Source organism: Sphingomonas sp. R-74633, assembly GCF_013416555.1.
Classification (GTDB): Bacteria; Pseudomonadota; Alphaproteobacteria; order Sphingomonadales; family Sphingomonadaceae; genus Sphingomonas.
In genome coordinates, this window is sequence record NZ_JACCFG010000001.1 from 783206 (window position 1) to 805956 (window position 22751).

A 22751-nucleotide genomic window follows, 5' to 3' on the forward strand; every position below is an offset into this window, starting at 1 on the left:
CGGGGTTACGGCCGTGCGCGGACCAGCGTCAGCGTGCGGCCGCGGGTGCCGGAGAGCACCAGCTTGCCCTGTCGGTTGCTCGACACGGTCAGCCGGTCGCCGAACAGGTTGAGGATGGCCTGTTCCTGCTGGTTCCGCGTCCGGTCGGTGCAGGCCATGCGGGTGCTGGCCAGCGGCCCCGCGGTCAGCCGGCCGCGCTCGAAGCGGAAGTTGCCGTTGAAGCGGTTGCAGCTCGCATTGCCCGAGATGCGGCCGTTGTCGAAGGACACGGTCGGGCTGGTACCGCGGGCAACGGGGCGCCCGTTCAGCGCCTCGATCCGCCAATTGCCCTCGACCGGGCTTGCGGCGGGCAGGGCGCGGGGCTCACCGCCGCAGCCCTTATAGCTGCGCCCGTCGACGGTGACGGTCACGGTGTCGGGATAGGTGCGGTCGCTCATCCCGTCGCTGCACTTGATGTGGTTGGTGTTCACGTTGATCCGGCGCGTCTGCCAGATCTCGCCGGCAAAGCCGTGGATCACCCGCGGCGTCGCCACGCTCACCGGCGGGCGGCCCGGCGCCTCGAAGCGCATCGTCCGGGCGCCGATGGTCAGGCTCCAGAACGGCTCGGTGCCGGAGGCGCGATAATCGGCCTGCGCCTGGGCGGCGGCGGGCAGGGCAGTCAGCGCGATCAGGCTGGCGGCGGCGATGGTGGGGATACGCATTGGATTCACTCCTCTTTCGAGAAGCGCAATGCACCGGAGCGGCTGAACGCTCCATGGCCGTAACGATTAGCTGCCGTTCAGCTTCGCTGCTGGCCGAGCACTTCATAGGCCATGACCGCAGTGGCGATCGCGGCGTTCAGGCTGTCCGCCTTGCCGAGCATCGGGATCTTGACCAGCAGGTCGCACGCCTCGGCCATGAAGCCCGGCATGCCCTGCGCCTCGTTGCCGGTGAGCAGGAAGGTCGGCGCCTGGTAGTGGGGGCTGCGATAGTCATGCTCGGTGTCGAGGCTGAGCCCGACCAGCTGGCCCGGCCCCTTGCGCAGCCAGACGAGGAAGTCGCCCCAGCTCGATCGCGCCACCGGCACGGTGAACAGCGCTCCCATGCTGGCCCGCACCGCCTCGACCGAAAAGGGATCGACACAGTCGTCGATCAGGATCAGCCCGCCGGCACCCACCGCATCGGCGGTGCGCAGGATGGTGCCCATGTTGCCCGGATCGCGCAGCCGCTCGGCGACCAGCCAGATGCCCGCCTTGCTCCGGTCGAGATCGGCCAGCGTGACGGCGAATTCGGGATAGACGCCGATGACGACACCGGGATTGTCCTTGCCCGAGAGCTTGGAGAGGATGTCGGCATTGGTCTCGACTGCCCAGCCGCCCGCCGCTTCGGTAGCGTCGACCAGCGACCGGACCAGAGCATGGCCCGCCATGTCCTTCGAGAAGAACAGATATTCCGGAACCCGCCCGGCCTCATGCGCTTCGGTGAGGATGCGCAGCCCCTCGGCGAGGAACAGCCCTTCCTCGCGCCGGTGCTTCTTGTCGCGCAGGTTGCGGACACGCTTGATGAGGGGGTTGGAAAAGGCAGTGATTTCGCGTGGCATCGGCTGCCCTTAGCTACTCCACGCCCCCGAGGCTATTCCTCGTTGAACCGCGCCTCGACCAGCTCGACCAGTGCCTGCACCGCGCCATCGGCGCCGTCGCCCTCCGCGCTGATCGCGATCGTGTCGCCCTTGGCGGCGCCGAGCATCATCAGATCGAGGATCGATGTGCCCGAGGCGGTATTGCCGTCCTTCTCGACGGTGAGTTCGACCGGCTGGGCGGTGGCGAGGGTCACGAAGGCCATGGAGGCGCGCGCGTGCAGGCCGCGCTTGTTCTCGATCGTGACGGTTCGGATCGTGCGACTCAAGCGGCAGCCTCTCCCAGGACTTCGGATGCGACGGTGATGTATTTGCGGCCGGCATCGCGCGCCGCGGCCACGGCTTCAGTGACCTTCATCGTCTTGCGCGCGCTGCCCAGGCGGATCAGCATCGGCAGGTTGATCCCGGCGATCACCTCGACCCGGCCCGCTTCCATCAGCGAGATGGCGAGATTCGACGGCGTGCCGCCGAACAGATCGCTCAGCACGATCACCCCGCGACCCGAATCGACGCTCTTGATCGCCTCGGCGATGTCCGCGCGGCGACCTTCCATATCATCTTCGGGGCCGATGCAGATCGATGCGATCTGCTCCTGTTTGCCCACCACATGCTCCATCGCGACTACGAACTCCTCTGCGAGTCGTCCGTGCGTCACGAGCACCAAACCGATCATCTCAAACTCCGCCCCCTGCCACGGTCACCGGGTGCCCCTCCAGCGAGTCCTGCGGCGCGGTCTTCGTATCACGATGCGTCACCGTGGGCGAAAAACCTGCGCCGCGCAACCGCGTGGCCATCCGTTCGGCGACATGGACCGAGCGGTGACGGCCCCCCGTGCATCCGAACGCTATCGTAACATATGCCTTGCCCTCGGCCTGGTAGCGCGGGAGCAGCAGGAGCAGCAGCGACTCGATCTGCTCCATCGCCGCCGGATAGGCGGGATCGGCCGCGATATAGGCGGAAACATCGGCGTCCTTGCCCGTGCCGGGGCGCAGCTCGGGCACCCAGTGCGGATTGCGCAGGAAACGCATGTCGAACACCAGGTCGGCGTCGCGCGGCAGGCCGCGGGCGAAGCCGAACGACACCACCGAGATCACCGTCTCGCCCAGGCCCTCGCCCGAAAAGGTGGTGCGGATCTGCTGGGCCAATTCGTTCGAGCTGAGATCGGTCGTGTCGATCAGGCGGTTCGCCCAGCGCCTGAGCGGCGTCAGCAGTTCGCGTTCATGGGCGATCCCGTCCTGCGCCGGCCGGTCCTGCGCCATGGGATGGCGCCGCCGCGTCTCCGAATAGCGCCGCTCGAGCTCGGCGCCCGAGCATTCGAGGAACAGCGTGCCGACGTCATGGCCGTGATTCTCGCGCAGCTTCTTGATGCGCCGCACGATGCTCTCGGGGTCGAAGCCGCGCGTCGTGGTGCCGATGCCGATCGCGAGCGGGCGGTCGTCTTCCACTTCCGCCGGCGCGGTGTCGAGCAGCCGGTTGAGCAGCAGCAGCGGCAGATTGTCGACGATCTCCCAGCCCAGATCCTCGAGCGTGCGCAGCACCGTCGACTTGCCGGCGCCGGACATGCCGGTGACGAGCAGGATCTGCTTGGGTTTGCTCACTGCGCGAATGCCTTCAGCGCATATTCGACCTTGATCGGCGCAGCGGGCTCGGACGGGCCGAGCGCCAGCACGGGCACCGCGATGCCGGCGATGTTCCGGAAGCGGCGATCCTCGGGCAGGCGCGGCGCGGCGTCGAGCACGACGGCGATCAATGCCACGCTCACTTCGGCGAGGCTCTCCTTCTTCACCGCGCCGATGCCGCGAATCTCTACCTGCCCCCCGGTGCCGGCGGGCGCGGTGGCCTGCAGATTGGAGCCGCTCCGGGTACAGGCAGTGCGGGCATCGGAGACCAGCACAGCGCCGCGATCGAGCAGGCGCAGGAGGAGGTCGGTGCGCTGGGCGTCGTCGCGGGCTTCGATCAGCACGCCGCGGCCATCGATCGCCACACAGGCGCCCTGGATCGTCTCTGAAGACAGTTCGGCCATCAAATGCGTCCCGCCAATGGCAGATGGACGACGAATCGTGCCCCGCTCAATCGATCCTCCCGCGATTCGACTGAAATATTCCCCTGGTGGCCCTCAACGATCGTGCGGGCGATGGCAAGCCCCAGCCCGGAATGCTGGCCGAACGCTTCTTCCTGCGGGCGCACGGTGTGGAAGCGGCGGAAGATGTTCTCGCGCGCTTCCTCGGGCACGCCGGGACCTTCGTCCTCCACCCGGATCGTCAGATATTCATCGTCACTCGATGCCGAGATCGCGATCAGGCCCTTGGGCGGCGAGAAGGAGATGGCGTTCTCGATGAGGTTCTCGAACACGCGCTCCAGCCGCGCCCCTTCGCCGAGCACGGTCAGCTCGGCCCCCCGGCCGCGGTCAAAGGCGATGCGGATGCCGCCGGGAATGCCGCGCGCCTCGCGCTGGTCGAGCAGCGCCTGGATCATCGTGCCGATGTCGACGGGCTCGAAGGTGGCGCGGCTCAGCTGTGCGTCGAGTCGCGACGCCTCGGAAATATCGGTGATCAGCCGGTCGAGCCGCAGCACATCGTCGCGCACGATCTCGAGCAGCTGGTCGCGATGCTCCTTCTTCTTCACCGCCGCCAGGCTGTCGACCGCGGAGCGGAGCGAGGCGAGGGGGTTCTTGAGCTCGTGCGTCACGTCGGCGGCGAACGCCTCGGTTGCGTCGATCCGGGCACGCAGGGCGCCCGTCATGTCGGACAGCGCGCGGGCGAGCAGTCCGATCTCGTCGCTGCGGTCGGGCAGCCGCGGCACCACCACTTCGCGGGCACGCCCCAGCCGCACCCGGATCGCTGCGCGGGCGAGCAGGCGCAGCGGCCGCACGATCGTCCGGGCGAGGAACAGCGAGAGCAGGATCGAGAAGACCGAGACGAACAGCAGCACCATGCCCAGCCGGAAGCGCTCGGCGCGAACGGTCTGAGTGATGTCACGCGCGTTGACCGTGGTCATCACCACGCCCAGCTCGGTGATCGGCGCGGCGGCGGTGATCACCGGGGTGCGATCGGGTGCGCGCCACACGGTGGCGGGCGTGCCATGCGCCGAGAGCGCGGTGCGCACATCGGGCCAGTCGAGGCCCATGTCCGCCGCGCGTTCGCGGTAGAGCGGGGCGCGGTCGGCACCCGCCACCGTATCGATCACCGCATCGAGGAACCGCGCCGCCTCCAGCCCCCAGGGATCCTTGTCCGGATCGCGCAGCACGACGTTGCGCAGGCCCAATGTCTTGCTGTCCGAGAGCAGCTTACCCTTCTCGTCGTACAGTCGGATCCGCGTGCCGGTGTCGCGCGCCAGGCTGAGCACCAGCAGGTCGCGGCGCTTCTCGTCCTTGGCCGAGGCCAGCGCCTGCGCGATCAGCCGGACCTCGCGACCGGCCTGTTCCACCCGGCTGTCGACGATCCGGCTGCGGTACGAGTCGAGGTAGGAGAAGCCGCCGCCCAGCAGCGCCAGCGCGAAGATGTTCACCGCGAGGATGCGTGGCGTCAGGCTGACGCGATTGGACCATTTGAGCGCGAGGTCGCGCTCGTCCCTATTCGTCCGAGAACCGGTAGCCCGCGCCATAGAGCGTCTCGATAGCATCGAATTCCGGATCGACCTGCCGGAATTTGCGGCGGACGCGCTTGATGTGGCTGTCGATGGTTCGGTCATCGACATAGATGTCGTCCTGATAGGCGGCATCCATCAGCTGGTTGCGGGTTTTCACGATGCCCGGGCGCTGCGCGAGCGTCTCGAGAATCAGGAATTCGGTGACGGTCAGCGTCACGTTGGTCCCGCTCCAGGTCACGCGGTGGCGTGCCGGATCCATCACCAGCCGGCCACGCTCGAGCACTTCGGCGGGGGTTTCCTCACCGCCCTCGGCGGTGGGCTGGGCGACTTCGGTGCGGCGCAGGATCGCGCGGATGCGGGCGATCAGCAGGCGCTGGCTGAACGGCTTGGCGATATAATCGTCCGCGCCCATTGCCAGGCCCAGCGCCTCGTCCAGCTCATCGTCCTTGCTGGTCAGGAAGATGACGGGGATCGAGCTTTTCTCGCGCAGGCGCCGCAGCAGCTCCAGCCCGTCCATCTTCGGCATCTTGATGTCGAGCACCGCCAGATCGGGCGGATTGTCGATCAGCGCCTTCAGTGCGCTCTCGCCATCCGAATAGACACGCGTCAGAAAACCCTCGGTCTGGAGGGCGATCGAGACGGAGGTCAGGATATTGCGGTCGTCATCGACCAGCGCGATCGTTGCAGTCATGCGTTTTGGGCACTCGGAACCATTGATCTAACGGCGTAACCGAAACTTCTTTACCGCTCAATCGCCTGACAACGTTTACTCGGGTTGACCCCCTTTCCGGCGCGGGCCTATGGCCACGCAATAATATTGCACGGGGCGGCAACAGCCCCGGCAAGAGACACCCACCAGGGTGCATGGAGACGGAGGCCGATTTTGACCGAGCGCACGCCGCGCAACGGTCTCGATGCCATGGGCATCGGGACCGGCGCTGAACTTTTCTGGAATCTCGAAACCGCCCAGCTCGTGGAGCACGCCGTGCGACGCGGCGAGGGCAAGCTTGCCAAGGACGGCCCGCTGGTCGTCACCACCGGCAAGCACACCGGCCGCAGCGCCAAGGACAAGTTCATCGTCCGCGATGCCACTACCGAGGACAGCGTCTGGTGGGGCAACGTCAACAAGGGGATGACTTCGGGCCATTTCGCCGCGCTCAAGGAGGATTTCCTCGCCGAGCTGGCGCAGCGCGACACGCTCTACGTCCAGGACCTGTACGGCGGCTCGCAGCCCGAGCACCGCGTCAATGTCCGCGTGATCAACGAGCTGGCCTGGCATAATCTGTTCATCCGCACGCTGCTCGTCCGCCCCGAGGGCGCCGAGCTCGCCGGCTTCCAGCCCGAATATACGATCATCGACCTGCCGAGCTTTCGCGCCGACCCTGAGCGCCATGGTTGCCGCAGCGAGACGGTGATCGCCGTCAACTTCACCGAGAAGCTGATCCTGATCGGCGGCACCGCCTATGCGGGCGAGATGAAGAAGAGCGTGTTCGGGCTGCTCAACTATCTGCTGCCGAAGGACGGCATCATGCCGATGCACTGTTCGGCCAATATCGGCCCGAACGGGGACACTGCAGTGTTCTTCGGCCTCAGCGGCACGGGCAAGACTACGCTCTCGGCCGATGCCAGCCGCACGCTGATCGGCGATGACGAGCATGGCTGGTCGGACACGGCGGTCTTCAATTTCGAGGGCGGCTGCTACGCCAAGATGATCAACCTCTCGGCCGAAGCCGAGCCGGAGATCTTCGCGACCACCAGGCGCTTCGGCACGGTGCTCGAGAATGTCGTGATGGACGAGGCAAGCCGCACGCTCGACTTTGCCGACAACAGCCTCGCGGAGAACAGCCGCGGCGCCTATCCGATCGACTTCATCCCCAACACCTCCGAGCGCAATCTCGGGCCGGTGCCGCGCAACATCATTTTCCTGACCGCAGACGCGTTCGGGGTGATGCCGCCGATCGCGAAGCTCACGCCCGACCAGGCGATGTACCACTTCCTCTCGGGCTACACCGCCAAGGTCGCCGGCACCGAGATCGGGGTGACCGAGCCCGAGGCGACCTTCTCGACCTGCTTCGGCGCCGCCTTCATGCCGCGTCACCCGGCAGTGTATGGCAACCTCCTCAAGGAGCGGATCGCCGCGGGGCAGGTCGATTGCTGGCTGGTCAATACCGGCTGGAGCGGCGGGCGGGCCACCGATCCGGGTATCAAGCGCATGCCGATCAAGGTGACCCGCGCGCTGCTCAACGCTGCGCTCGACGGCAGCCTGGCCCAGGCCGAGTTCCGCAAGGATCCGAATTTCGGCTTCATGGTCCCCGTCGCGGTCAACGGCGTCGACAGCGCGATCCTCGACCCGCGGGCGACCTGGCAAAACAAGGCGGACTATGACGCCACGGCCGGCCGGCTGGTCGACCAGTTCGTCGAGAACTTCGCCCAATTCGCGGATCACGTAGATGCCGGGGTGCGCGAAGCTGCACCCAAGGTCACCGCATAGCTGGCCCGGTCATCGATCGGGCGATAGGAGCCCGATCGATGACCGAGTTCTCGCCAAGACTGTTCGCCACCGACGCCGAGATCGCGCATCTCGGCGAAGGCCTGCTCGCCCGCTCGCTCGCCAAAGAGGAGTGGACGCACGAGGCGCATCTCGCGGCCTGCCTCTATTTGCTCGCCGAACGCTCGGATATTGACCTCGACGCCGAGATCGCCGGCCTGATCTCACGCTTCAACGAGAGCGTCGGCGGGGTGAATGACGATCAGGGCGGCTATCACGACACGATCACCCGCGCCTATGTCGCCGGGGCCCGCCTGTTCCTCGGCCAGACCGAGGAAACCGGCCTTGCCGCGCGCGTCAACGCGCTGCTCCAGTCCCCGATGGGCCGCCGCGACTGGCCGCTTGGCTTCTACAGCCGCGAGCTGCTCTTCTCCGTCCCGGCGCGCCGGGGCTTCGTTCCGCCGGATCGGGCACCGTTGCCGATGGGCTAAGCCGCGCGTGCGTGGTAGATACGCTCCCGTTCCGAACCCTCGTAACGGGAGTAAACCCATGAGCATCCTCGACGGCATCCTCGGCCAGGTCACGCAGAATGTGGACGTCGCCAATCTGGCGGCCAAGGTCGGTCTTTCGCCCGAGCATGTCGAGCAGGCCGTGCAGGCGCTCGCCAAGTTCCACCCGATGGATACCGACACCGCCGAGGGCGCAGCCGCGTCGACCGGCCTGCCGGTGGAGAAGCTCCAGGAGATTATCGGCCATATCGGCGGCGAAGGCTCGCTCGGCCATTTCGCCAATCTGCTGAACACCGAGGGCGGCAGCGTGCTCGGTCAGCTCGGCGGGCTGTTCGGCAAGAGCTGAGTTAGGGGCGCGCCGGGGCGCGGGCGATGATCCGCTCCCCGGCCAGCGCCAGCGCGGCACCGGCCGCATAGGCGACGAAGTCCAGCCACTCGAAGCTGCCGCCCAGCAGTACGCGCAGGACCCTGTTGTGCAGCCCGAGCAGGTCGAGGACATGGATCGCCTGCCCGAACTCGATCAGCGCCGCGATCCCGAACGCCAGCGCGGCCGTGGCCACCGGTCGGAGCGGCAGCACCGTGCGCAGCCCGCAATAGACCAGCACCACGGCCAGCACGTCACCGAGATAGGGCCGCACGAAGCGGTCGCGCACGAACAGCGCGATCCCTACCTCGACAAGGAACAGCGAAGCCGCCGCAGCGGCATATCCCCAGCGCCAGGTCAGCCCTTACGCTCCGCGATGTGGCGATCGATCACATGGCCGAGCACTGTCATCGGCACGTTGCCGCCCAGCACCACGGCATCGTTGAACGCGCGGAAGTCATAGCGGTCGCCCAGCGCCGCCTGCGCCTTCTCGCGCAGCTTCACGATCGCGCTCTGGCCTACCTTGTAGCCGCAGGCCTGGCCCGGCCAGGAGCAATAGCGGTCGACCTCGCCCGAGACTTCCTCGACCGAAGACCCGTTATTGGTGACAAACCAGTCGATCGCCTGCTGCCGCGTCCAGCGCTTGGCGTGCAGCCCGGTATCGACCACCAGCCGGCAGGCGCGGAAGCCCATCGACTGGAGATAGCCGAGCTTCTCCGCCGGGTTCTCGGCATAGACGCCCAGCTCGTCGGCCAGCTGCTCGGCATAGAGCGCCCAGCCTTCCGAATAGGCGTTGAACGCCAGGATGGAGCGGATCAGCGGCATCTTGTTGGCGTACTCGCCCTGCCAGACATGCCCCGGAATGCCCTCGTGATAGGCGAGGTCGGGCAGCGAGAAGCGCGTGTGCAGCTTGGTTGTGCGCAGGTTGAGCCAGATCTTCCCCGGCACCGTCCCGTCGATCGATCCGGCGCCGCCATAGGCCCCCGGCGCGCCCGGCTCTTCCTCGAGCGGCAAGCGGCGCACCTCGAGATTGCCCTTCACCAGCGTGTGGAATGCCTGCGGCATCCGCCCGCGAATATCGGCGACGCGGTCCTGCATGAACTTGATGATCTCGGCGCGCCCGGCATCATTGTCGGGGAAGGTGAAGCGCGGATCCTTGCCCAGCGCTTCCATCCGCGCGCCGACCGACCCTTGCGAATAGCCTTCCTTCTTGAGGATCGCGTCCATCTCGGACTGGATCTTCGCAAGCTGGTCGAGGCCCATCTGGTGGACCTCCTCCGGCTTCATCGTCGTGGTCGTGCCGGCGCTCAGCGCCCAGGCATAATAGGCCTCGCCATCGGCGAACTTCCACACGCCGGCATCGCTGGTCGCGCGCTTGCGGTGCTTCTCCAGCTCGGCGATCTGGCGGTCGAGCGCCGGGGTCAGCTTGTCCTTGGCGAGCATCCAGGCATGTTCGCCGAAATCGCCATCCATCCCCGCGGTGCGATTGGCGAGCGACGTCACCACGCCCCAGCCGGCAGGATTGCCGCTGCGCGCCAGCTTGATCTGCTTCAGGCATTTGTCGAGCAGGAAGTCGGGCGCGATCACACCCTTGGCCGCGGCGCGCTTCAGCCGCTCGGTCTCGCCGTCCAGCTGCTCGGCATAGCTTTCCAGCCGGTCGAGATAGGCTTCGGCGTCCTCCACATTCGCGACCTGGTGGTCGCTGTCGAGCATCCGCGGCGTGTCGAGGAACGCGCCAACATTCTGCACCACCACATAAGGCGAGTTGCGCCAGCTGCCCGTGGCGACATCGCCATAGCCGAAGGCAAAGCCCTGCAGCGCGTTGGAGAAGCTCGCCTGGACCACATCGATATGCGTGCGCATCGCCGGGCTCAGCGCGTTGAGATCGAGCTTCGCGATGTCCGCCAGCGCCTTTCGCAGGTTCGCCGCGATCCTGGCCTGCCCCTTGAGCGAGCGGTCCATCAGCTGGTGCTTCAGGTCGGCGCGCTTGCCCTTGTCGACGCCGAGCGTCGTCGCGGTCTCGGGATAGTCGCGCAGCATCTGCTCGGCGATCCGGTCGATCAGTGCCTGGGCCGGCCCGTCATTCGCGGCGGCGCGGGCGCAGGCGGAAAGCGGGACGCCGGCCAGCGCGAGCGTCGAGCCCGCGCCGAGCAGCAACTGGCGGCGAGTGGTGTCCATTCGATATTCCTCGACTAAAACTCAGGCGGGCTCGACGTCGAGCGAGCCGCCCCGTGCACCGGTGATGCGGACCTGCGCGCCGGCGGGCGCGTCCGGCCCGTTGGCGATCCATTCGCCATCGCCCACCTTCACCCGGCCCTGGCCCGAGGCGATCGGCTCGACCACGGTGACGACCTGGCCGACCAGCCGGGCGACACGATCATTGAGCAAGGGATCGGCGCTCGGTACCGGGTTCCTGCGATACCAGCGCCGGCCGACCGCCACCGCCCCCGCCGAGGAAGCGGCGAACAGGAAGACCTGGAACACCATGTCGAAATTCGGCACGAGCAGCGTGACGATGCCCGTCACCGCGGCGCCGGCGGCGACGAACACCAGGAAGATGCCCGGCGCCAGCAGCTCGGCAATGGCGAGCAGGGCGGCGAGGATCAGCCAGGCCAGGCCCGGCACGGCGAGCAGCTCGTTGAGGTTCATCTCAGCCCTCCTTCGGCTCGAACGGACGCGGACGCGACGGGGCAGGGGGCGCCGGCGGACGCGGCGTGCCGCCATTGCCGAACGCATCCTTGGCCAGCTCGCCAATCCCGCCCAGCGTGCCGATCAGCTGCGTCGCCTCGACCGGGAACAGGATCGTCTTGGCATTGGGCGAGGTCGCGAACTTGCTGACCGCCTCGACATATTTCTGCGCGATGAAGTAATTGAGCGACTGGCTCGAACCCGCCTCGATCGCATCCGAGACGAGCTGGGTCGCCTTGGCTTCGGCTTCGGCCGAGCGCTCGCGCGCCTCGGCGTCGCGGAACGCGGCTTCGCGCCGGCCCTCGGCCTCGAGGATCTTCGACTGTTTCTCGCCCTCGGCGCGCAGGATCGCGCCGGCGCGGCTGCCTTCGGCCTCGAGGATGTTGGCGCGCTTCTCGCGCTCGGCCTTCATCTGGCGGCCCATCGCGTTGACGATGTCGGCGGGCGGGCGGATGTCCTTGATCTCGACGCGGGTGATCTTCACGCCCCAGGGGGTCGTGGCATGATCGACAACCGAGAGTAGCCGCGCATTGATCTCGTCGCGCTTCGACAGCGTCTCGTCGAGGTCCATCGAGCCCATCACGGTGCGCAGGTTGGTCGTCGTGAGCTGGAGCAGCGCGACATAGAGGTCGCTGACCTCATAGGCCGCCTTGGCGGCGTCGAGGACCTGGAAGAACACCACGCCGTCGGTGGAGATCATCGCATTGTCCTTGGTGATGATCTCCTGGCCGGGGATGTCGATCACCTGCTCCATCATGTTCACCCGCCGGCCTACCCGGTAGAAAAAGGCGGGGAAGAAATTGAAGCCCGGCGTCGCCACGCTGGTGAAGCGGCCGAAATGCTCGATCGTGTACTGATAGCCCTGGCGGACGATGGTCACGCTGGAGAAGAGGTAGAGCACGACCACGGCGGCCACCGCGCCCAGGAAAACATTGAGTACGAGCATCCGACTCCCCCTTAAGACTCTTGGCCCTTCACGATTTGCCTCTTGCTAGCATAGAGAAGGGCCATGACCACAGCCCGTCTCGCACCGCGCACCGCGCTATTTCTGCCGGCTTCGAACCCGCGCGCGATCGAGAAGGCGCGAGGGCTCGCCGCCGATCTCGTGATCCTCGATCTGGAAGATGCAGTGAAGGACGCGGACAAGGGCACGGCGCGCATCGCTGCGGTGGCGGCTGTGGCGGAGGGCTTCGGCCCGCGCCTCGCCGCGATCCGGCTGAACGGGATCGAGTCGGGCGAGCATCTGGAGGATGTGACTGCCGTCGCTGCCTCGCTGGCCGACTTCGCCGTGCTGCCCAAGGCAGAGAGCGCAGCTGACGTCGCGCAAGTGTCAAAGGCGCTCGGCAAGCCGCTGCTCGCAATGATCGAGACCCCGCTCGGCGTTCTCGCCGCGGCCGAGATCGCGGCAGTCCCCGGCGTCTCCGGCCTGATCGCCGGCACCAACGATCTCGCCGCCTCGCTCCGCCTGCCGCCGTCGAGCGGCCGCGCGCAAATGTCGGTCGCGCTCCAGACGATCGTGCTCGCCGCCCGGGCAAGCCAGGTCTGGGCGCTCGACGGTGTATTCAACAAGCTCGATGACCCTGAGGGCCTGGCCGCCGAATGTCGCGAGGGCAGGGCGCTCGGCTTCGACGGCAAGAGCCTGATCCATCCTAATCAGATCGCAATCGCCGCCGGCGCCTTCGGCCCCGGCGAGCGGGAGCTGGAAGACGCCCGAGCGCTGATCGCCGCGGCGACGGGTGGAGCAGAGCGCTATCAGGGCCGGATGATCGAGACGATGCACGTTGATCAGGCCCGCGCCTTGCTCGAACGATCGTCAGATTAATCCACTATGGGAACATTACGGAGGCTCGATCCGCCTCTGTAACGATCTCCCCTCTACAAAGGGGATATGGCTGACCTTCCGACGCTGCACCGCGACCTTCTCGCCGCGCTCGACGAGATCGAGATGCTGGTTTCGCAACCGGAGCTCGATCCGCTGCGCCTGTCGCGCGTCCGTCTCTATATCTCCAAGGTCAATGGCGAGCGCCGCAACAAGGTCGATGCCCTGTGCGACGAGCGCGAGCGCCGTGCGACGGGCGCGGTTGCCGAGCAATTCGCGGCGCTGCGCCAGTCGAACATCGAGAACCGCATCGAATATACGATGCATGTCGGTGCCTGGAGCCCGCAGAAGCTGACGCAGGACTGGCCGGGCTATTGCCGCGCCTCGCTGGCGCTGTCGCGGAGCATCCGGCACCAGATCGTCATCGAGCAGGCGCTGCTTTGCACGTCCGCAGACTCCGACCCCCTAGCGCTTTCCGACCCTCGCGGTTACATGGGCCGCCAACTTCCGAATCAGGACATTGGCGCACCCCATGGACATCCCCCTCGGCCTCACCTTCGATGACGTTCTCCTTTATCCGGGGGAATCCGAAGTCCTGCCGAGCATGGCCGACACCCGCACGCGGGTAACGCGCGGCCTTTCGCTCAACATTCCGATCCTTTCCTCGGCGATGGATACCGTCACCGAAGCCGACATGGCGATCGTCATGGCGCAGCTCGGCGGCATCGGCGTCCTCCACCGCAATCTCGACATCGACGAGCAGGTCGAGGCGGTCCGCCTGGTCAAGCGCTTCGAAAGCGGCATGGTCGTCAACCCGATCACCATGGCGCCGAACGGCACGCTGGCCGAAGCCCGTGCGCTGATGGCGATGCACAAGATCAGCGGCGTCCCCGTGGTCGAGGCGAACGGCAAGCTCGCCGGCATCCTCACCAACCGCGACGTCCGCTTCGCCGAGCGTCCCGACCAGCTCGTCTCCGAGCTGATGACGCATGAGAATCTCGTCACCGTCCGCGCTGGCGTCAGCTCGGAAGAGGCGCGCCGCCTGCTCCACCAGCGCCGGATCGAGAAGCTGCTGGTCGTCGACGACGCCTATCGCTGCGTCGGCCTGATCACGGTGAAGGACATCGAGAAGGCCGTGAACTATCCGAACGCGACCAAGGATGCGGCCGGCCGCCTCTGCGTCGCCGCCGCCACCACCGTGGGCGACAAGGGCTTTGCGCGCACCGAGGCGCTGGTCGATGCCGAAGTCGACCTGATTGTGATCGACACCGCACACGGCCATAATGTCGAGGTCAGCCGCGCGGTCGAGCGCGTGAAGAAGCTCTCCAACCGCGTCCAGGTCATCGCCGGCAATATCGCCACCGCCGAGGCCGCCAAGGCACTGATCGGCGCGGGCGCGGACGGCATCAAGGTCGGCATCGGCCCCGGCTCGATCTGCACCACCCGCGTCGTCGCCGGCGTCGGCGTGCCGCAGCTCACCGCAGTGATGGAAGCCGCCAATGAAGCGTCGAAGCATGACGTGCCGGTGGTCGCCGATGGCGGCATCCGCACTTCGGGCGATGTCGCCAAGGCGCTTGCCGCCGGCGCCTCGACCGCGATGATCGGCTCGCTGCTGGCGGGTACCGAAGAAGCGCCGGGCGAGACCTTCCTCTACCAGGGCCGCGCCTACAAGTCCTACCGCGGCATGGGCTCGGTCGGCGCGATGGCGCGCGGCTCGGCGGACCGCTATTTCCAGCAGGACGTCAAGGACCAGCTCAAGCTGGTGCCCGAGGGTATCGAGGGCCAGGTCGCGTTCAAGGGCCCGGCCAAGGACGTGATCCACCAGCTGGTCGGCGGCGTGAAGGCGTCGATGGGCTATGTCGGCGCCGCGACGATTCCGGACTTCCAGAAAAAGGCCCGGTTCGTCCGCATCACCAATGCGGGCCTGCGCGAAAGCCATGTCCACGACGTGACGATCACCCGAGAGGCGCCGAACTATCCGACGCGCTGAGCTGGCGTTCCGTCGCAGCGGCCCCAGTCTGGCACGATCGCCCTCGGGCGATGTGATTGCGCGGGCTGGGCAAATCGCTAACACGGGTGTCAGTGTCCAGTTTTGATCGCCTCGGGCCCGTACCGGCCTATGCCCTTCATCGACCGCTTCCCAGCGCAGCGCCCGAGATGTCTCTCAACATTTCGGAGCAGCCCGCTGACGTCGGCTTCGCCCCCGCGCTGCTGTTCGGCGCGCTCGGGCTGAGCCTTCTCGCCTGCACCGCGCTGCTCTGGAAAACTGGGCTCCGCGTCGACCTGCTGCGGCCGGGCAACTTGCCCTATTTCGCCGCGCTCGCGCTGCTGTTCGCGGTCAAGCCCGTGCTGGCGACCCGGCAGCACCGCTGGGCGAAGCCGGGCGCCGAGTTCGCGCAATATGTCGGCTTCTTCATGGCGCTGTCGCTGATCGGCGCGGTCACCACTTATCCCCTGGCAGCACTCTCGCACGGCTTTGCCGATGCCTGGCTCCAGCGCATCGACGAGACGCTCCATTTCGACTGGCTGGCCTGGTACGAAGCCGCCGCCCGCCACCGCAGCCTGCAGCTGCTCGGTATCGCGGCCTATCAGAGCATCTATGTGATCCCCGCGGCGATCCTCGCCACCTATGCCTTGCGCGGCCAGCGCCGCGACGCGCACCGTTTCCTCGCCGCCTTCTGGCTCTCCGCGATCCTGACGCTCTCGCTCTACATCTTCATGCCCGCGGTCGGCCCGCTGAGCTATCTGTGGAAGGGGACGATCCCCTATATGCCGAGCAGCGCGATCTGGCAGGAGACGATCATCCCGCCGCTGCGCGCCCACCAGTTCACGCTGATCAACTTGAACGAGCTGCGCGGCCTGGTCTCGGCCCCGAGCTTCCACACTGCCTCGGGCGTCCTCTACATCGCCATGGCCTGGCGCACCGGCAACCTGCGCTGGCCGCTGATCGGCCTTAGCGTCGCGATGCTGTTCTCGGTGCCGGTCGAAGGCACCCATTATTTCTCCGACATGATCATCGGCGCGCTGGTGGCGCTGGTCGGGCTGATCGGCGCCTCGAAGCTGATTGCGCGCTTCGGGACCACCCGCCCGCTTGCCTAGGGCGGCGCGGCTGGGCTATCCGCATTTCGTGGAGTGGTTCCAACCGCTTCGCATGATCGCGCCGGTGCCCGAAAGGGCTTGAAAGGGAATGCGGTGCGGGCGGAGCGATCCACCCAATTCCGCGGCTGTCCCTGCAACTGTAAGCGGTGAGTTCGATGCGCTGCGCTCCCCAATGAGGGAGCGGCCACTGGAGGGTTCTCCGGGAAGGCCGTGCATCGGGCAGTGACCCGCGAGCCAGGAGACCTGCCAGCGCACCGGTCGCTCTTGCCTTGGTCCAGGGAATGGCCGCGGCACGGTCTCTCCGTCTGAGCGACGAACCTGCGGCATCGGGGCCGCAAGGGTTGCGCCGGAGCGGGGGACAAGCGCCCTCCCGAACCGCGTGCACCACCGCGCATCGCGCGGCGCCCCTTCGCCTTCGTCGCCCGGCGCTGGGGGAAGAGTATATGCACATGGAACGCAGCGCCGCCTGGTCGGCTGCACTCGCCGTCGCTACCGTCGGCGGCAGCCTGGTCGCCGCCTGCCTGATGCCCTTTGTCGCGCTCGCCGCGATGGCCGCGTCCACGCTGCCGCGCCGGGAGGGAATCACGACGATGCTCATCGCTTGGGCGGCAAACCAGGCGATAGGCTTCACGCTGCTCGACTATCCGCTCGATGCCGCCACGCTCGGCTGGGGCATAGCGATCGGCGTCGCCGCGCTCGCCGCCTATGCCGCGATCCGCGCGGTCACCGAGCGCACGCACGGCCTGTTGCCGCTGCTCGGTGCCTCCGCCCTCGGCTTCGTCGCCTATGAGCTGGTGCTCTACGCCTATGGCGCAGCCGGCGGTGGCACCGGCGCCTTCACCCAGGCGATCGTCGCGCTGCTGGCGAAGAACGAGGTCCTGTGGCTCGCCGGCCTGCTTATCGTCCGCGAAGCGGTGCTCCGCTTCGTCCCCGGCTGGGCGCCCGCACCGCGCGCCGCCGCATGAGCGCCGCCCCCCGGATAGTCTCGCTCCTGCCCAGTGCCACCGAAGTCGCCGTCTCGCTCGGGCTCGGCGAGGCGCTGGTCGGACGTTCGCACGAATGCGACTTCCCGCCCTTCATCCGTGACCTGCCGGTCTGCACCGCCACCAAGCTCGAAAAGGGCCTGACCTCGCTCGAGATCGACCGGCGCGTGCAGGAAATCGTGCGCCAGGGCCTGTCGGTCTACGAAGTCCATGCCGAGCTGCTGCGCAGTCTCAAGCCCGACCTGATCCTCACCCAGACCCAGTGCGCGGTCTGCGCGGTCACCCCCGCCGACCTCGAGGAATCGCTCTGCGCCTGGCAGGGCATGGCGCCGAACCTGCTCTCGCTCGCCCCCGACAATCTGAGCGACGTCTGGGCCGATTTCCGCGCGGTCGGCGCGGCGACCGGCCGCGAGTTCGCCGCCGAGAAGGCGCTGCTCGGGCTCGACCGCCGGATGGAGGCGATCCGCGATCGCTCGATGGCGCGGGGCTTCATGCCACGCGTCGCCGCGATCGAATGGTTCGACCCGCTGATGGCGGCGGGCAACTGGGTCCCCGAGCTCATCCAGATCGCCGGCGGCGAGCCGCTATACTGCACCCCCGGCCAGCACTCGCCCTGGCTCGACTGGGACGTGTTCGTCGAGAGCGACCCCGACGTGATCGTGCTGATGCCCTGCGGCTACCAGATCCCCCAGAGCCGCGCCGACATCCAGGCCGTGGTCGGCGACCCGCGCTGGGCCGGCATCGGCGCCGTGCGCCGCGGCCAAGTCTACGTCGCCGACGGGCATCACTTCTTCAACCGTCCCGGGCCGCGGCTGGTGGAGTCGGCGGAGATCCTCGCCGAGATATTCGATGCCTGGGCAGGGGATGCGCGGCTTGGCGGGATGGGGTGGGAACGGTTTTAGAAGCCGCTGTAAGGGGTTCAAAGCCGAAACGGCTTGCCTATGGTGCAACTCGATTGCGGCTACTGAAATTCTTCTAGCCGCAAAATGGCAACTTTGCGACCATCGACGCTGACACGAAACCGCACTCCGTCAGCTTTAATCTCAAAGATATGGCGAATGAATCCGAGATACAGAGTTGGGAGAGCTTCGCCGATGCTCTCTTCGGGTGGCGTCGCCAAATCTTCTTCAGCTATGTGCATTGTTCGATAGCCGATTAGTTGGATAGTATGTGGCAGGCCGCCCATCTCATTGAATACGGCCTCCACGGCCAAGACCGCTGCGCCCTGACGATTTAGGAATACAGGGCGCTTAAAGAAGGAGCGGATTTTCGCGGCCATATCGCGCCACGCCTTCAAGTTTTCTTGTAGTGGTTTGCCAAGGAAAAGGGCTGCGCTCAGCAGCACCCACGCAGGAACAATCGCTGTCCCCTGGAGGAGCGCCACGAAGGCGGGAAGGCTCGCGCCGGGGCCAATATCAGCATCGCAGAACGGTAGGTCGAATTCTGCTTCAAGGCTTTTGCGATATGCCTCGCGATCCCGTGCCCATGCATCATCCTCGCTAACGGCGTAGGTTTCATCGACCACGGCGATCAAAATCTGCCCGTCGTGCTCAGTCGGTTGTAGAAATTCATCGCTCACTGAGCAACATCGGCACCTAATAGGTGTATTGTCAAACCACCAAATGAATTTAGATAGCCGACCGCTCGGCGACTTGATTCTCTATCTCTTTTGCCCGGCGTTCTGTTTCGCTGAGACCTGCCAGCGTCAGTGCCAAAGGGCCGTGGGTCCCGTCTTTGAATTCACGCAAAGCGCAGTCTTCTAACGCCCTGCGATATTCCTGCCATCGAGCCTGTGCTGTTTCCATCAGTTCGAAATCATCATCTCCCAGCAGCAGGCGCAAATCTATTAGCGCTTGGCCCAAACGCGCTTCGGCGACGGCATACGCGGCACCGGCACGAGCTCTCAATCCTACGGTGGACTGAAACTCCGTGGGCTCCCTTTTTTCGTCAACGACAGCCTCTACAATATCAATGGCAGCCGCACTGTTCGCAATGGCGGGCTTGCGCATAAGCGCTTCAAACTCATGTACGTCCTCAATCGTCATTCCGCTGCCGCGCAATTTAGCGGCGAGGTCCGCAATGCTATTTAAGTACGTCGCTTGTGAATGGCGGGGCTCTCCGGTCCACCAGCGTCGGAGAACAAATGCTATAGCACGCCCAAGCCAGGCAATTAATCCACCGGCTATGCCAATTAGTGCGGCAACAAGGGTGGCTTGAGGAGCGGTAAACTGCAACATTCCTAGGACTATAGTGGACCGTCCGATCGATTGCGATCTATCAGAATCTACGCCTTTTAGATCGCATACCCAATCCGCACCAACCCAGCCGCCTCAGCTGCAACCCGGCGTGCCGCATCGGTATCGCCAGCCATCGCCAGCGCCACCCCCATCCGCCGATAGGGCCGCGAATTCGGCTTACCGAAAATCCGCACATCCACTTCGCCGCCCGGCACGGCCAGCGCCTCCGCCAGCCCCTCGTAGGACAAATCCTCCGAAGCCCGGTCCGCCAGGATCACTGCGCTCGCCGAAGCTCCGCGCAGCGTGATCGCCGGGATCGGCAGCCCCATCACCGCCCGCGCATGCAGGTCGAACTCGCTGAGGTTCTGCGAGATCAGCGTGACCATGCCGGTGTCGTGCGGGCGGGGCGACAATTCGGAGAAGATCACCTCTTGGCCCTTCACGAAGAACTCCACGCCGAACAGGCCATAGCCGCCCAGATCGTCGACGACCTTGCGCGCCATGTCCTGCGCATCTGCAATGGCGGAATCCGACATTGCCGCGGGCTGCCAGCTCTCCTGATAGTCGCCGCGCTCCTGGCGGTGGCCGATCGGCGGACAGAACAACACGCCGTCGCGCGTCCGGATCGTCAGCAGCGTGATCTCATAGTCGAAGGCGACGAACTCCTCGACGATCACGCGCTTGCGGTCGCCGCGCATGTTGGCCACCGCATAGTCCCAGGCGGCCTCGAGCTGGTCCGCCGCGCGCACCGTGCTCTGGCCCTTGCCCGACGAGGACATGACCGGCTTGATCACGCAAGGGAGCCCGGTGTGCTCGGCGCCCGCCAGCACTTCCTCCAGGCTCTCGGCGTACCGGTACCGAGAGGTGCGCAGGCCCAGCTCGACCGCGGCGACTTCGCGAATGCCGTCGCGGTTCATCGTCATCTGGGTGGCGCGGGCGGAGGGGACGATGGCAAAGCCCTTGGCCTCCAGCTCGGCAAGCACTTCGGTGCGGATCGCCTCGACCTCGGGCACGACATAATCGGGCCGGTGCTTCTCCACCGCGGCGCGCAGCCTGTCGCCGTCGAGCATCGAGAACACTTCGTGCGCATCCGCCACCTGCATCGCCGGGGCGCCTTCATAGGCATCGCACGCGATCACATAGGCGCCCAGCCGCTTGGCCGAGATCACGAACTCGCGGCCGAGCTCGCCCGAGCCGAGGAGCAGGATCTTCGCCGTGAACGCCATGTGCTTGCCTTCCTTTGGGGTTGGCGCGTCACTGGCGGGAAGGCGGGCGCTTGTCCATTCCCCACGCCCCGATCCGGGATACCGAACCGACCTAATCAGTTCCCCGGCGAAAGCCGGGGCCCAGGGTTTCTCTGCCGTGTCGCTTGCGACCCTAGGCCCCGGCCTTCGCCGGGGAACCGTGCTGGAGCGCCGCTAGCCACCAGATTTCGCTACCAATGTTGGAAATGTTCTGCTTTTGGTCAGGGCTATGCCGAGCGCGATTTCCTTGACCCATGATGCCCTTCTCACCCGAAGAGCGAGTCAACGGAATCAACGAATTGCACAACCGATCGGTTTAATGTCGTGAACCCCTCCGCCCGGCTCCAGGCCGCCATCGACCTGCTCGACAGGATCACCGCCGCTGCCCGGGACCAGGGCGGATCGGCCGACACGATCATCGCCCGCTGGTTCGCCGAGCGCCGCTATGCCGGCTCGAAGGACCGCCGGGCGATCCGCGAGCTGGTCTATGACGCGATCCGCATGCTCGGTGAGCGCCCCGAGACCGGCCGCGCCGCAATGCTGGCGCTGGCCGGGCGCCGTCCCGAACTGGCCGAATTGTTCGACGGCTCGCCCTATGGTCCGGCGCCGGTCGAGCCTGGCGAGCCCGTGGCTGAAGCCGGCGTGCTGCCGGCATGGCTGGCAAGGGCCTTCACCGCATCGGGGCTCGATGCCGACGAGCAGGCGGCTTTGCTCGAGCGTGCGCCGCTCGATATCCGCGTCAACACGCTCAAGGCCGACCCCGCGGCGATCCAGGCCCAGATCTCCGGCTCGGTGCCGCTGCCATGCCTCCCTGCCGGCCTGCGCCTGCCCTCCGACACCCCGGTCGAGCAATTGCCTGCCTATAAGGACGGCGAACTCGAAGTGCAGGACGCCGGCAGCCAGTTCGTCAGCTTGGCGGCAGGTGTCGAGCGCGGCCAGCATGTCATTGACCTGTGCGCCGGCGGCGGCGGCAAGACGCTGGCGCTTGCCGCGGCAATGGCCAATCACGGCTCGATCCTCGCCAGCGACATCGACCGCGCCCGGCTCTCCCGGCTGATGCCGCGCGCCGAGCGGGCAGGGGTGAATATCGTCGAGACCCGGCTGCTCAATCCCAACCACGAAGCGAGCATGCTCGCCGACCAGACCGGCCGCGCCGATGTCGTGCTGATCGATGCGCCTTGCTCGGGTACCGGCACCTGGCGCCGCAATCCCGAAGCGCGCTGGCGGCTCAGCCTGCAGCGGCTCGATCGCTATGTCGCCACCCAGGCCGCGTTGCTCGATCTTGCCGCCGATCTCGCCCGCCCCGGCGGCACGCTCGTCCATGTCGTCTGCTCGCTGCTCGATGCCGAAGGGGCAGGGCAGGCCCAGGCGTTCCTCGACCGGCATCCGGGCTGGACCGCCGAGCCGCTCTCGCTCGGCGCCGGCACGCCGCGCGGCCCGGGGCTTCGCTTCACCCCGCTAAGGGACTCGACCGACGGCTTTTTTGTCGCGAGGATGCGTAGGCCATGATAGCGACGGCCAAGATTTCGGAGAATGTGATGCGTTTCACTGCGATTGGAGCGGCCGGTGCGTTGATGCTGCTCTCGGTTTCGACGTCGCTCATGGCACAGCGGGCAGACAATCAGATCGACCCGCGCTCGGTGGAACTGGTCAAGCAGGGCCGCGCCGCGCTCGCCGCCGGCAATGCCCAGGGCGCCGGCGATCTGCTCGAGAGCGCGCTGGCGGTCGACCCGCGCAACCGTGACGCCTTCATCACCCTCGCCGAGATCGCCCGCAGCGGCGGCCTGCCCGGCAAGGCGATCCGCCTCTATCGCGAGGCGCTGAGCCTCGAGCCCAACGACACCGCGGCACTGCGCGGCCAGGGCGAGGCGATGGTTGCCAAGGGTGCGATGGAGCGGGCCAAGGAGAACCTCGCCAAGATCGAGAAGCTCTGCGTCAAGGCGTGCGCGGACTCGACCGCACTCTCCGCCGTGATCGCCAAGGGGCCGCCGGTGACCACCGCCCAGGCCGATCCCGCGCCGATCCCGACGCCGGCAGCCAAACCGAACTGAGCCGGCTTGTAATGTAGGATTTCGTCTGCTTGGGTTGCCTGGCAGGCCGACCCGGCAAGCCGCTCT

General features: G+C 66.7%; 26 protein-coding genes and 1 riboswitch. Of the genes, 11 read left to right on the forward strand and 15 right to left on the reverse strand.

What is annotated here, in order from left to right; all coding sequences use genetic code 11:
• Positions 1 to 5: 5 nt before the first annotated feature.
• The 8 genes from HZY97_RS03660 to HZY97_RS03695 all read right to left on the reverse strand — a co-directional run bounded on the left by HZY97_RS03660 (position 6) and on the right by HZY97_RS03695 (position 5894).
• Positions 6 to 701: an META domain-containing protein gene (locus tag HZY97_RS03660; RefSeq protein ID WP_180140667.1), complete on the reverse strand. Its 696-nt coding sequence runs from the start codon at positions 699 to 701 to the stop codon at positions 6 to 8.
• Positions 702 to 778: 77 nt separating this feature from the next.
• A complete protein-coding gene (locus HZY97_RS03665) occupies positions 779 to 1579 on the reverse strand; it encodes an RNA methyltransferase (protein ID WP_180140669.1) in 801 nt (266 codons plus the stop codon).
• A gap of 32 nt (positions 1580 to 1611) precedes the next feature.
• A complete protein-coding gene (locus tag HZY97_RS03670; protein ID WP_180140671.1) occupies positions 1612 to 1884 on the reverse strand; it encodes an HPr family phosphocarrier protein in 273 nt (90 codons plus the stop codon).
• The gene (locus HZY97_RS03675; RefSeq protein WP_180140673.1) at positions 1881 to 2288 is read right to left on the reverse strand and encodes a PTS sugar transporter subunit IIA; all 408 of its coding nucleotides are present in this window, start codon (positions 2286 to 2288) and stop codon (positions 1881 to 1883) included. Before HZY97_RS03675 ends, HZY97_RS03670 begins: the two co-directional genes overlap by 4 nt.
• A gap of 1 nt (position 2289) precedes the next feature.
• Positions 2290 to 3213, reverse strand: a complete 924-nt coding sequence (rapZ, locus tag HZY97_RS03680; protein WP_180140675.1) for an RNase adapter RapZ — start codon at positions 3211 to 3213, stop codon at positions 2290 to 2292.
• A complete protein-coding gene (locus tag HZY97_RS03685; RefSeq protein WP_180140677.1) occupies positions 3210 to 3638 on the reverse strand; it encodes an aldolase in 429 nt (142 codons plus the stop codon). Before HZY97_RS03685 ends, rapZ begins: the two co-directional genes overlap by 4 nt.
• Positions 3638 to 5218 (reverse strand): stimulus-sensing domain-containing protein, encoded by a 1581-nt coding sequence (locus HZY97_RS03690; RefSeq protein WP_180140678.1) that lies wholly within the window; start codon positions 5216 to 5218, stop codon positions 3638 to 3640. Before HZY97_RS03690 ends, HZY97_RS03685 begins: the two co-directional genes overlap by 1 nt.
• On the reverse strand, positions 5187 to 5894 hold the full coding sequence (locus HZY97_RS03695) for a response regulator transcription factor (protein ID WP_180140680.1): 708 nt from the start codon (positions 5892 to 5894) through the stop codon (positions 5187 to 5189). Before HZY97_RS03695 ends, HZY97_RS03690 begins: the two co-directional genes overlap by 32 nt.
• 192 nt (positions 5895 to 6086) lie before the next feature.
• On the opposite strand from HZY97_RS03695, the gene HZY97_RS03700 reads away from it, so the two are divergent.
• The 3 genes from HZY97_RS03700 to HZY97_RS03710 are packed head-to-tail and all read left to right on the forward strand — an operon-like array spanning position 6087 to position 8546.
• Positions 6087 to 7694: a phosphoenolpyruvate carboxykinase gene (locus tag HZY97_RS03700; protein WP_180140682.1), complete on the forward strand. Its 1608-nt coding sequence runs from the start codon at positions 6087 to 6089 to the stop codon at positions 7692 to 7694.
• A gap of 38 nt (positions 7695 to 7732) precedes the next feature.
• Positions 7733 to 8182 (forward strand): hypothetical protein, encoded by a 450-nt coding sequence (locus HZY97_RS03705; protein ID WP_180140684.1) that lies wholly within the window; start codon positions 7733 to 7735, stop codon positions 8180 to 8182.
• A gap of 58 nt (positions 8183 to 8240) precedes the next feature.
• Positions 8241 to 8546: a hypothetical protein gene (locus HZY97_RS03710; protein WP_180140685.1), complete on the forward strand. Its 306-nt coding sequence runs from the start codon at positions 8241 to 8243 to the stop codon at positions 8544 to 8546.
• A 1-nt stretch (position 8547) separates the two neighbouring features.
• Here HZY97_RS03710 and HZY97_RS03715 read toward each other — a convergent pair whose 3' ends face one another.
• From HZY97_RS03715 to HZY97_RS03730, 4 genes are all read right to left on the reverse strand, one after another.
• Positions 8548 to 8853, reverse strand: a complete 306-nt coding sequence (locus tag HZY97_RS03715; protein ID WP_218942858.1) for a DUF2809 domain-containing protein — start codon at positions 8851 to 8853, stop codon at positions 8548 to 8550.
• A 68-nt stretch (positions 8854 to 8921) separates the two neighbouring features.
• A complete protein-coding gene (locus HZY97_RS03720; RefSeq protein WP_180140687.1) occupies positions 8922 to 10742 on the reverse strand; it encodes a DUF885 family protein in 1821 nt (606 codons plus the stop codon).
• A 21-nt stretch (positions 10743 to 10763) separates the two neighbouring features.
• Positions 10764 to 11213, reverse strand: coding sequence for an NfeD family protein (locus tag HZY97_RS03725; RefSeq protein WP_180140689.1), 450 nt, complete (start codon positions 11211 to 11213; stop codon positions 10764 to 10766).
• Between the two features lies 1 nt (position 11214).
• The gene (locus tag HZY97_RS03730) at positions 11215 to 12198 is read right to left on the reverse strand and encodes an SPFH domain-containing protein (protein WP_180140691.1); all 984 of its coding nucleotides are present in this window, start codon (positions 12196 to 12198) and stop codon (positions 11215 to 11217) included.
• A 63-nt stretch (positions 12199 to 12261) separates the two neighbouring features.
• Here HZY97_RS03730 and HZY97_RS03735 point away from each other — a divergent pair, with 63 nt between their 5' ends.
• The 6 genes from HZY97_RS03735 (at position 12262) to HZY97_RS03760 (ending at position 18055) form a co-directional block, all read left to right on the forward strand.
• On the forward strand, positions 12262 to 13074 hold the full coding sequence (locus HZY97_RS03735; RefSeq protein ID WP_180140693.1) for a CoA ester lyase: 813 nt from the start codon (positions 12262 to 12264) through the stop codon (positions 13072 to 13074).
• A gap of 66 nt (positions 13075 to 13140) precedes the next feature.
• Positions 13141 to 13635: a hypothetical protein gene (locus HZY97_RS03740; protein WP_180140695.1), complete on the forward strand. Its 495-nt coding sequence runs from the start codon at positions 13141 to 13143 to the stop codon at positions 13633 to 13635.
• Positions 13604 to 15061 (forward strand): IMP dehydrogenase, encoded by a 1458-nt coding sequence (gene guaB / locus HZY97_RS03745; protein WP_180140697.1) that lies wholly within the window; start codon positions 13604 to 13606, stop codon positions 15059 to 15061. The genes HZY97_RS03740 and guaB overlap by 32 nt, the downstream gene beginning before the upstream one ends.
• Positions 15062 to 15228: 167 nt before the next feature.
• Positions 15229 to 16170 carry a phosphatase PAP2 family protein gene (locus tag HZY97_RS03750; protein WP_180140699.1) on the forward strand — a complete coding sequence of 314 codons (942 nt, stop codon included), beginning with the start codon at positions 15229 to 15231 and terminating at the stop codon, positions 16168 to 16170.
• 45 nt (positions 16171 to 16215) lie between these two features.
• A riboswitch (cobalamin riboswitch) is annotated at positions 16216 to 16436 on the forward strand.
• Positions 16437 to 16619: 183 nt separating this feature from the next.
• Entirely contained in the window at positions 16620 to 17135 is a 516-nt protein-coding gene (locus HZY97_RS03755) for a hypothetical protein (protein WP_180140700.1), read from the forward strand.
• Positions 17132 to 18055: a cobalamin-binding protein gene (locus HZY97_RS03760; RefSeq protein ID WP_180140702.1), complete on the forward strand. Its 924-nt coding sequence runs from the start codon at positions 17132 to 17134 to the stop codon at positions 18053 to 18055. Before HZY97_RS03755 ends, HZY97_RS03760 begins: the two co-directional genes overlap by 4 nt.
• Positions 18056 to 18114: 59 nt before the next feature.
• Here HZY97_RS03760 and HZY97_RS03765 read toward each other — a convergent pair whose 3' ends face one another.
• From HZY97_RS03765 to purT, 3 genes are all read right to left on the reverse strand, one after another.
• Positions 18115 to 18732 (reverse strand): hypothetical protein, encoded by a 618-nt coding sequence (locus HZY97_RS03765; protein WP_180140704.1) that lies wholly within the window; start codon positions 18730 to 18732, stop codon positions 18115 to 18117.
• Between the two features lie 49 nt (positions 18733 to 18781).
• Positions 18782 to 19198, reverse strand: coding sequence for a lysozyme inhibitor LprI family protein (locus tag HZY97_RS03770; RefSeq protein WP_180140706.1), 417 nt, complete (start codon positions 19196 to 19198; stop codon positions 18782 to 18784).
• Between the two features lie 248 nt (positions 19199 to 19446).
• The gene (gene purT / locus HZY97_RS03775; protein WP_180140708.1) at positions 19447 to 20616 is read right to left on the reverse strand and encodes a formate-dependent phosphoribosylglycinamide formyltransferase; all 1170 of its coding nucleotides are present in this window, start codon (positions 20614 to 20616) and stop codon (positions 19447 to 19449) included.
• A 342-nt stretch (positions 20617 to 20958) separates the two neighbouring features.
• On the opposite strand from purT, the gene HZY97_RS03780 reads away from it, so the two are divergent.
• Together HZY97_RS03780 and HZY97_RS03785 are read left to right on the forward strand one after the other, a co-directional pair.
• Positions 20959 to 22143, forward strand: coding sequence for an RsmB/NOP family class I SAM-dependent RNA methyltransferase (locus HZY97_RS03780; RefSeq protein ID WP_180140710.1), 1185 nt, complete (start codon positions 20959 to 20961; stop codon positions 22141 to 22143).
• On the forward strand, positions 22140 to 22685 hold the full coding sequence (locus HZY97_RS03785) for a lipopolysaccharide assembly protein LapB (protein ID WP_257214860.1): 546 nt from the start codon (positions 22140 to 22142) through the stop codon (positions 22683 to 22685). The genes HZY97_RS03780 and HZY97_RS03785 overlap by 4 nt, the downstream gene beginning before the upstream one ends.
• Positions 22686 to 22751: the final 66 nt, after the last annotated feature.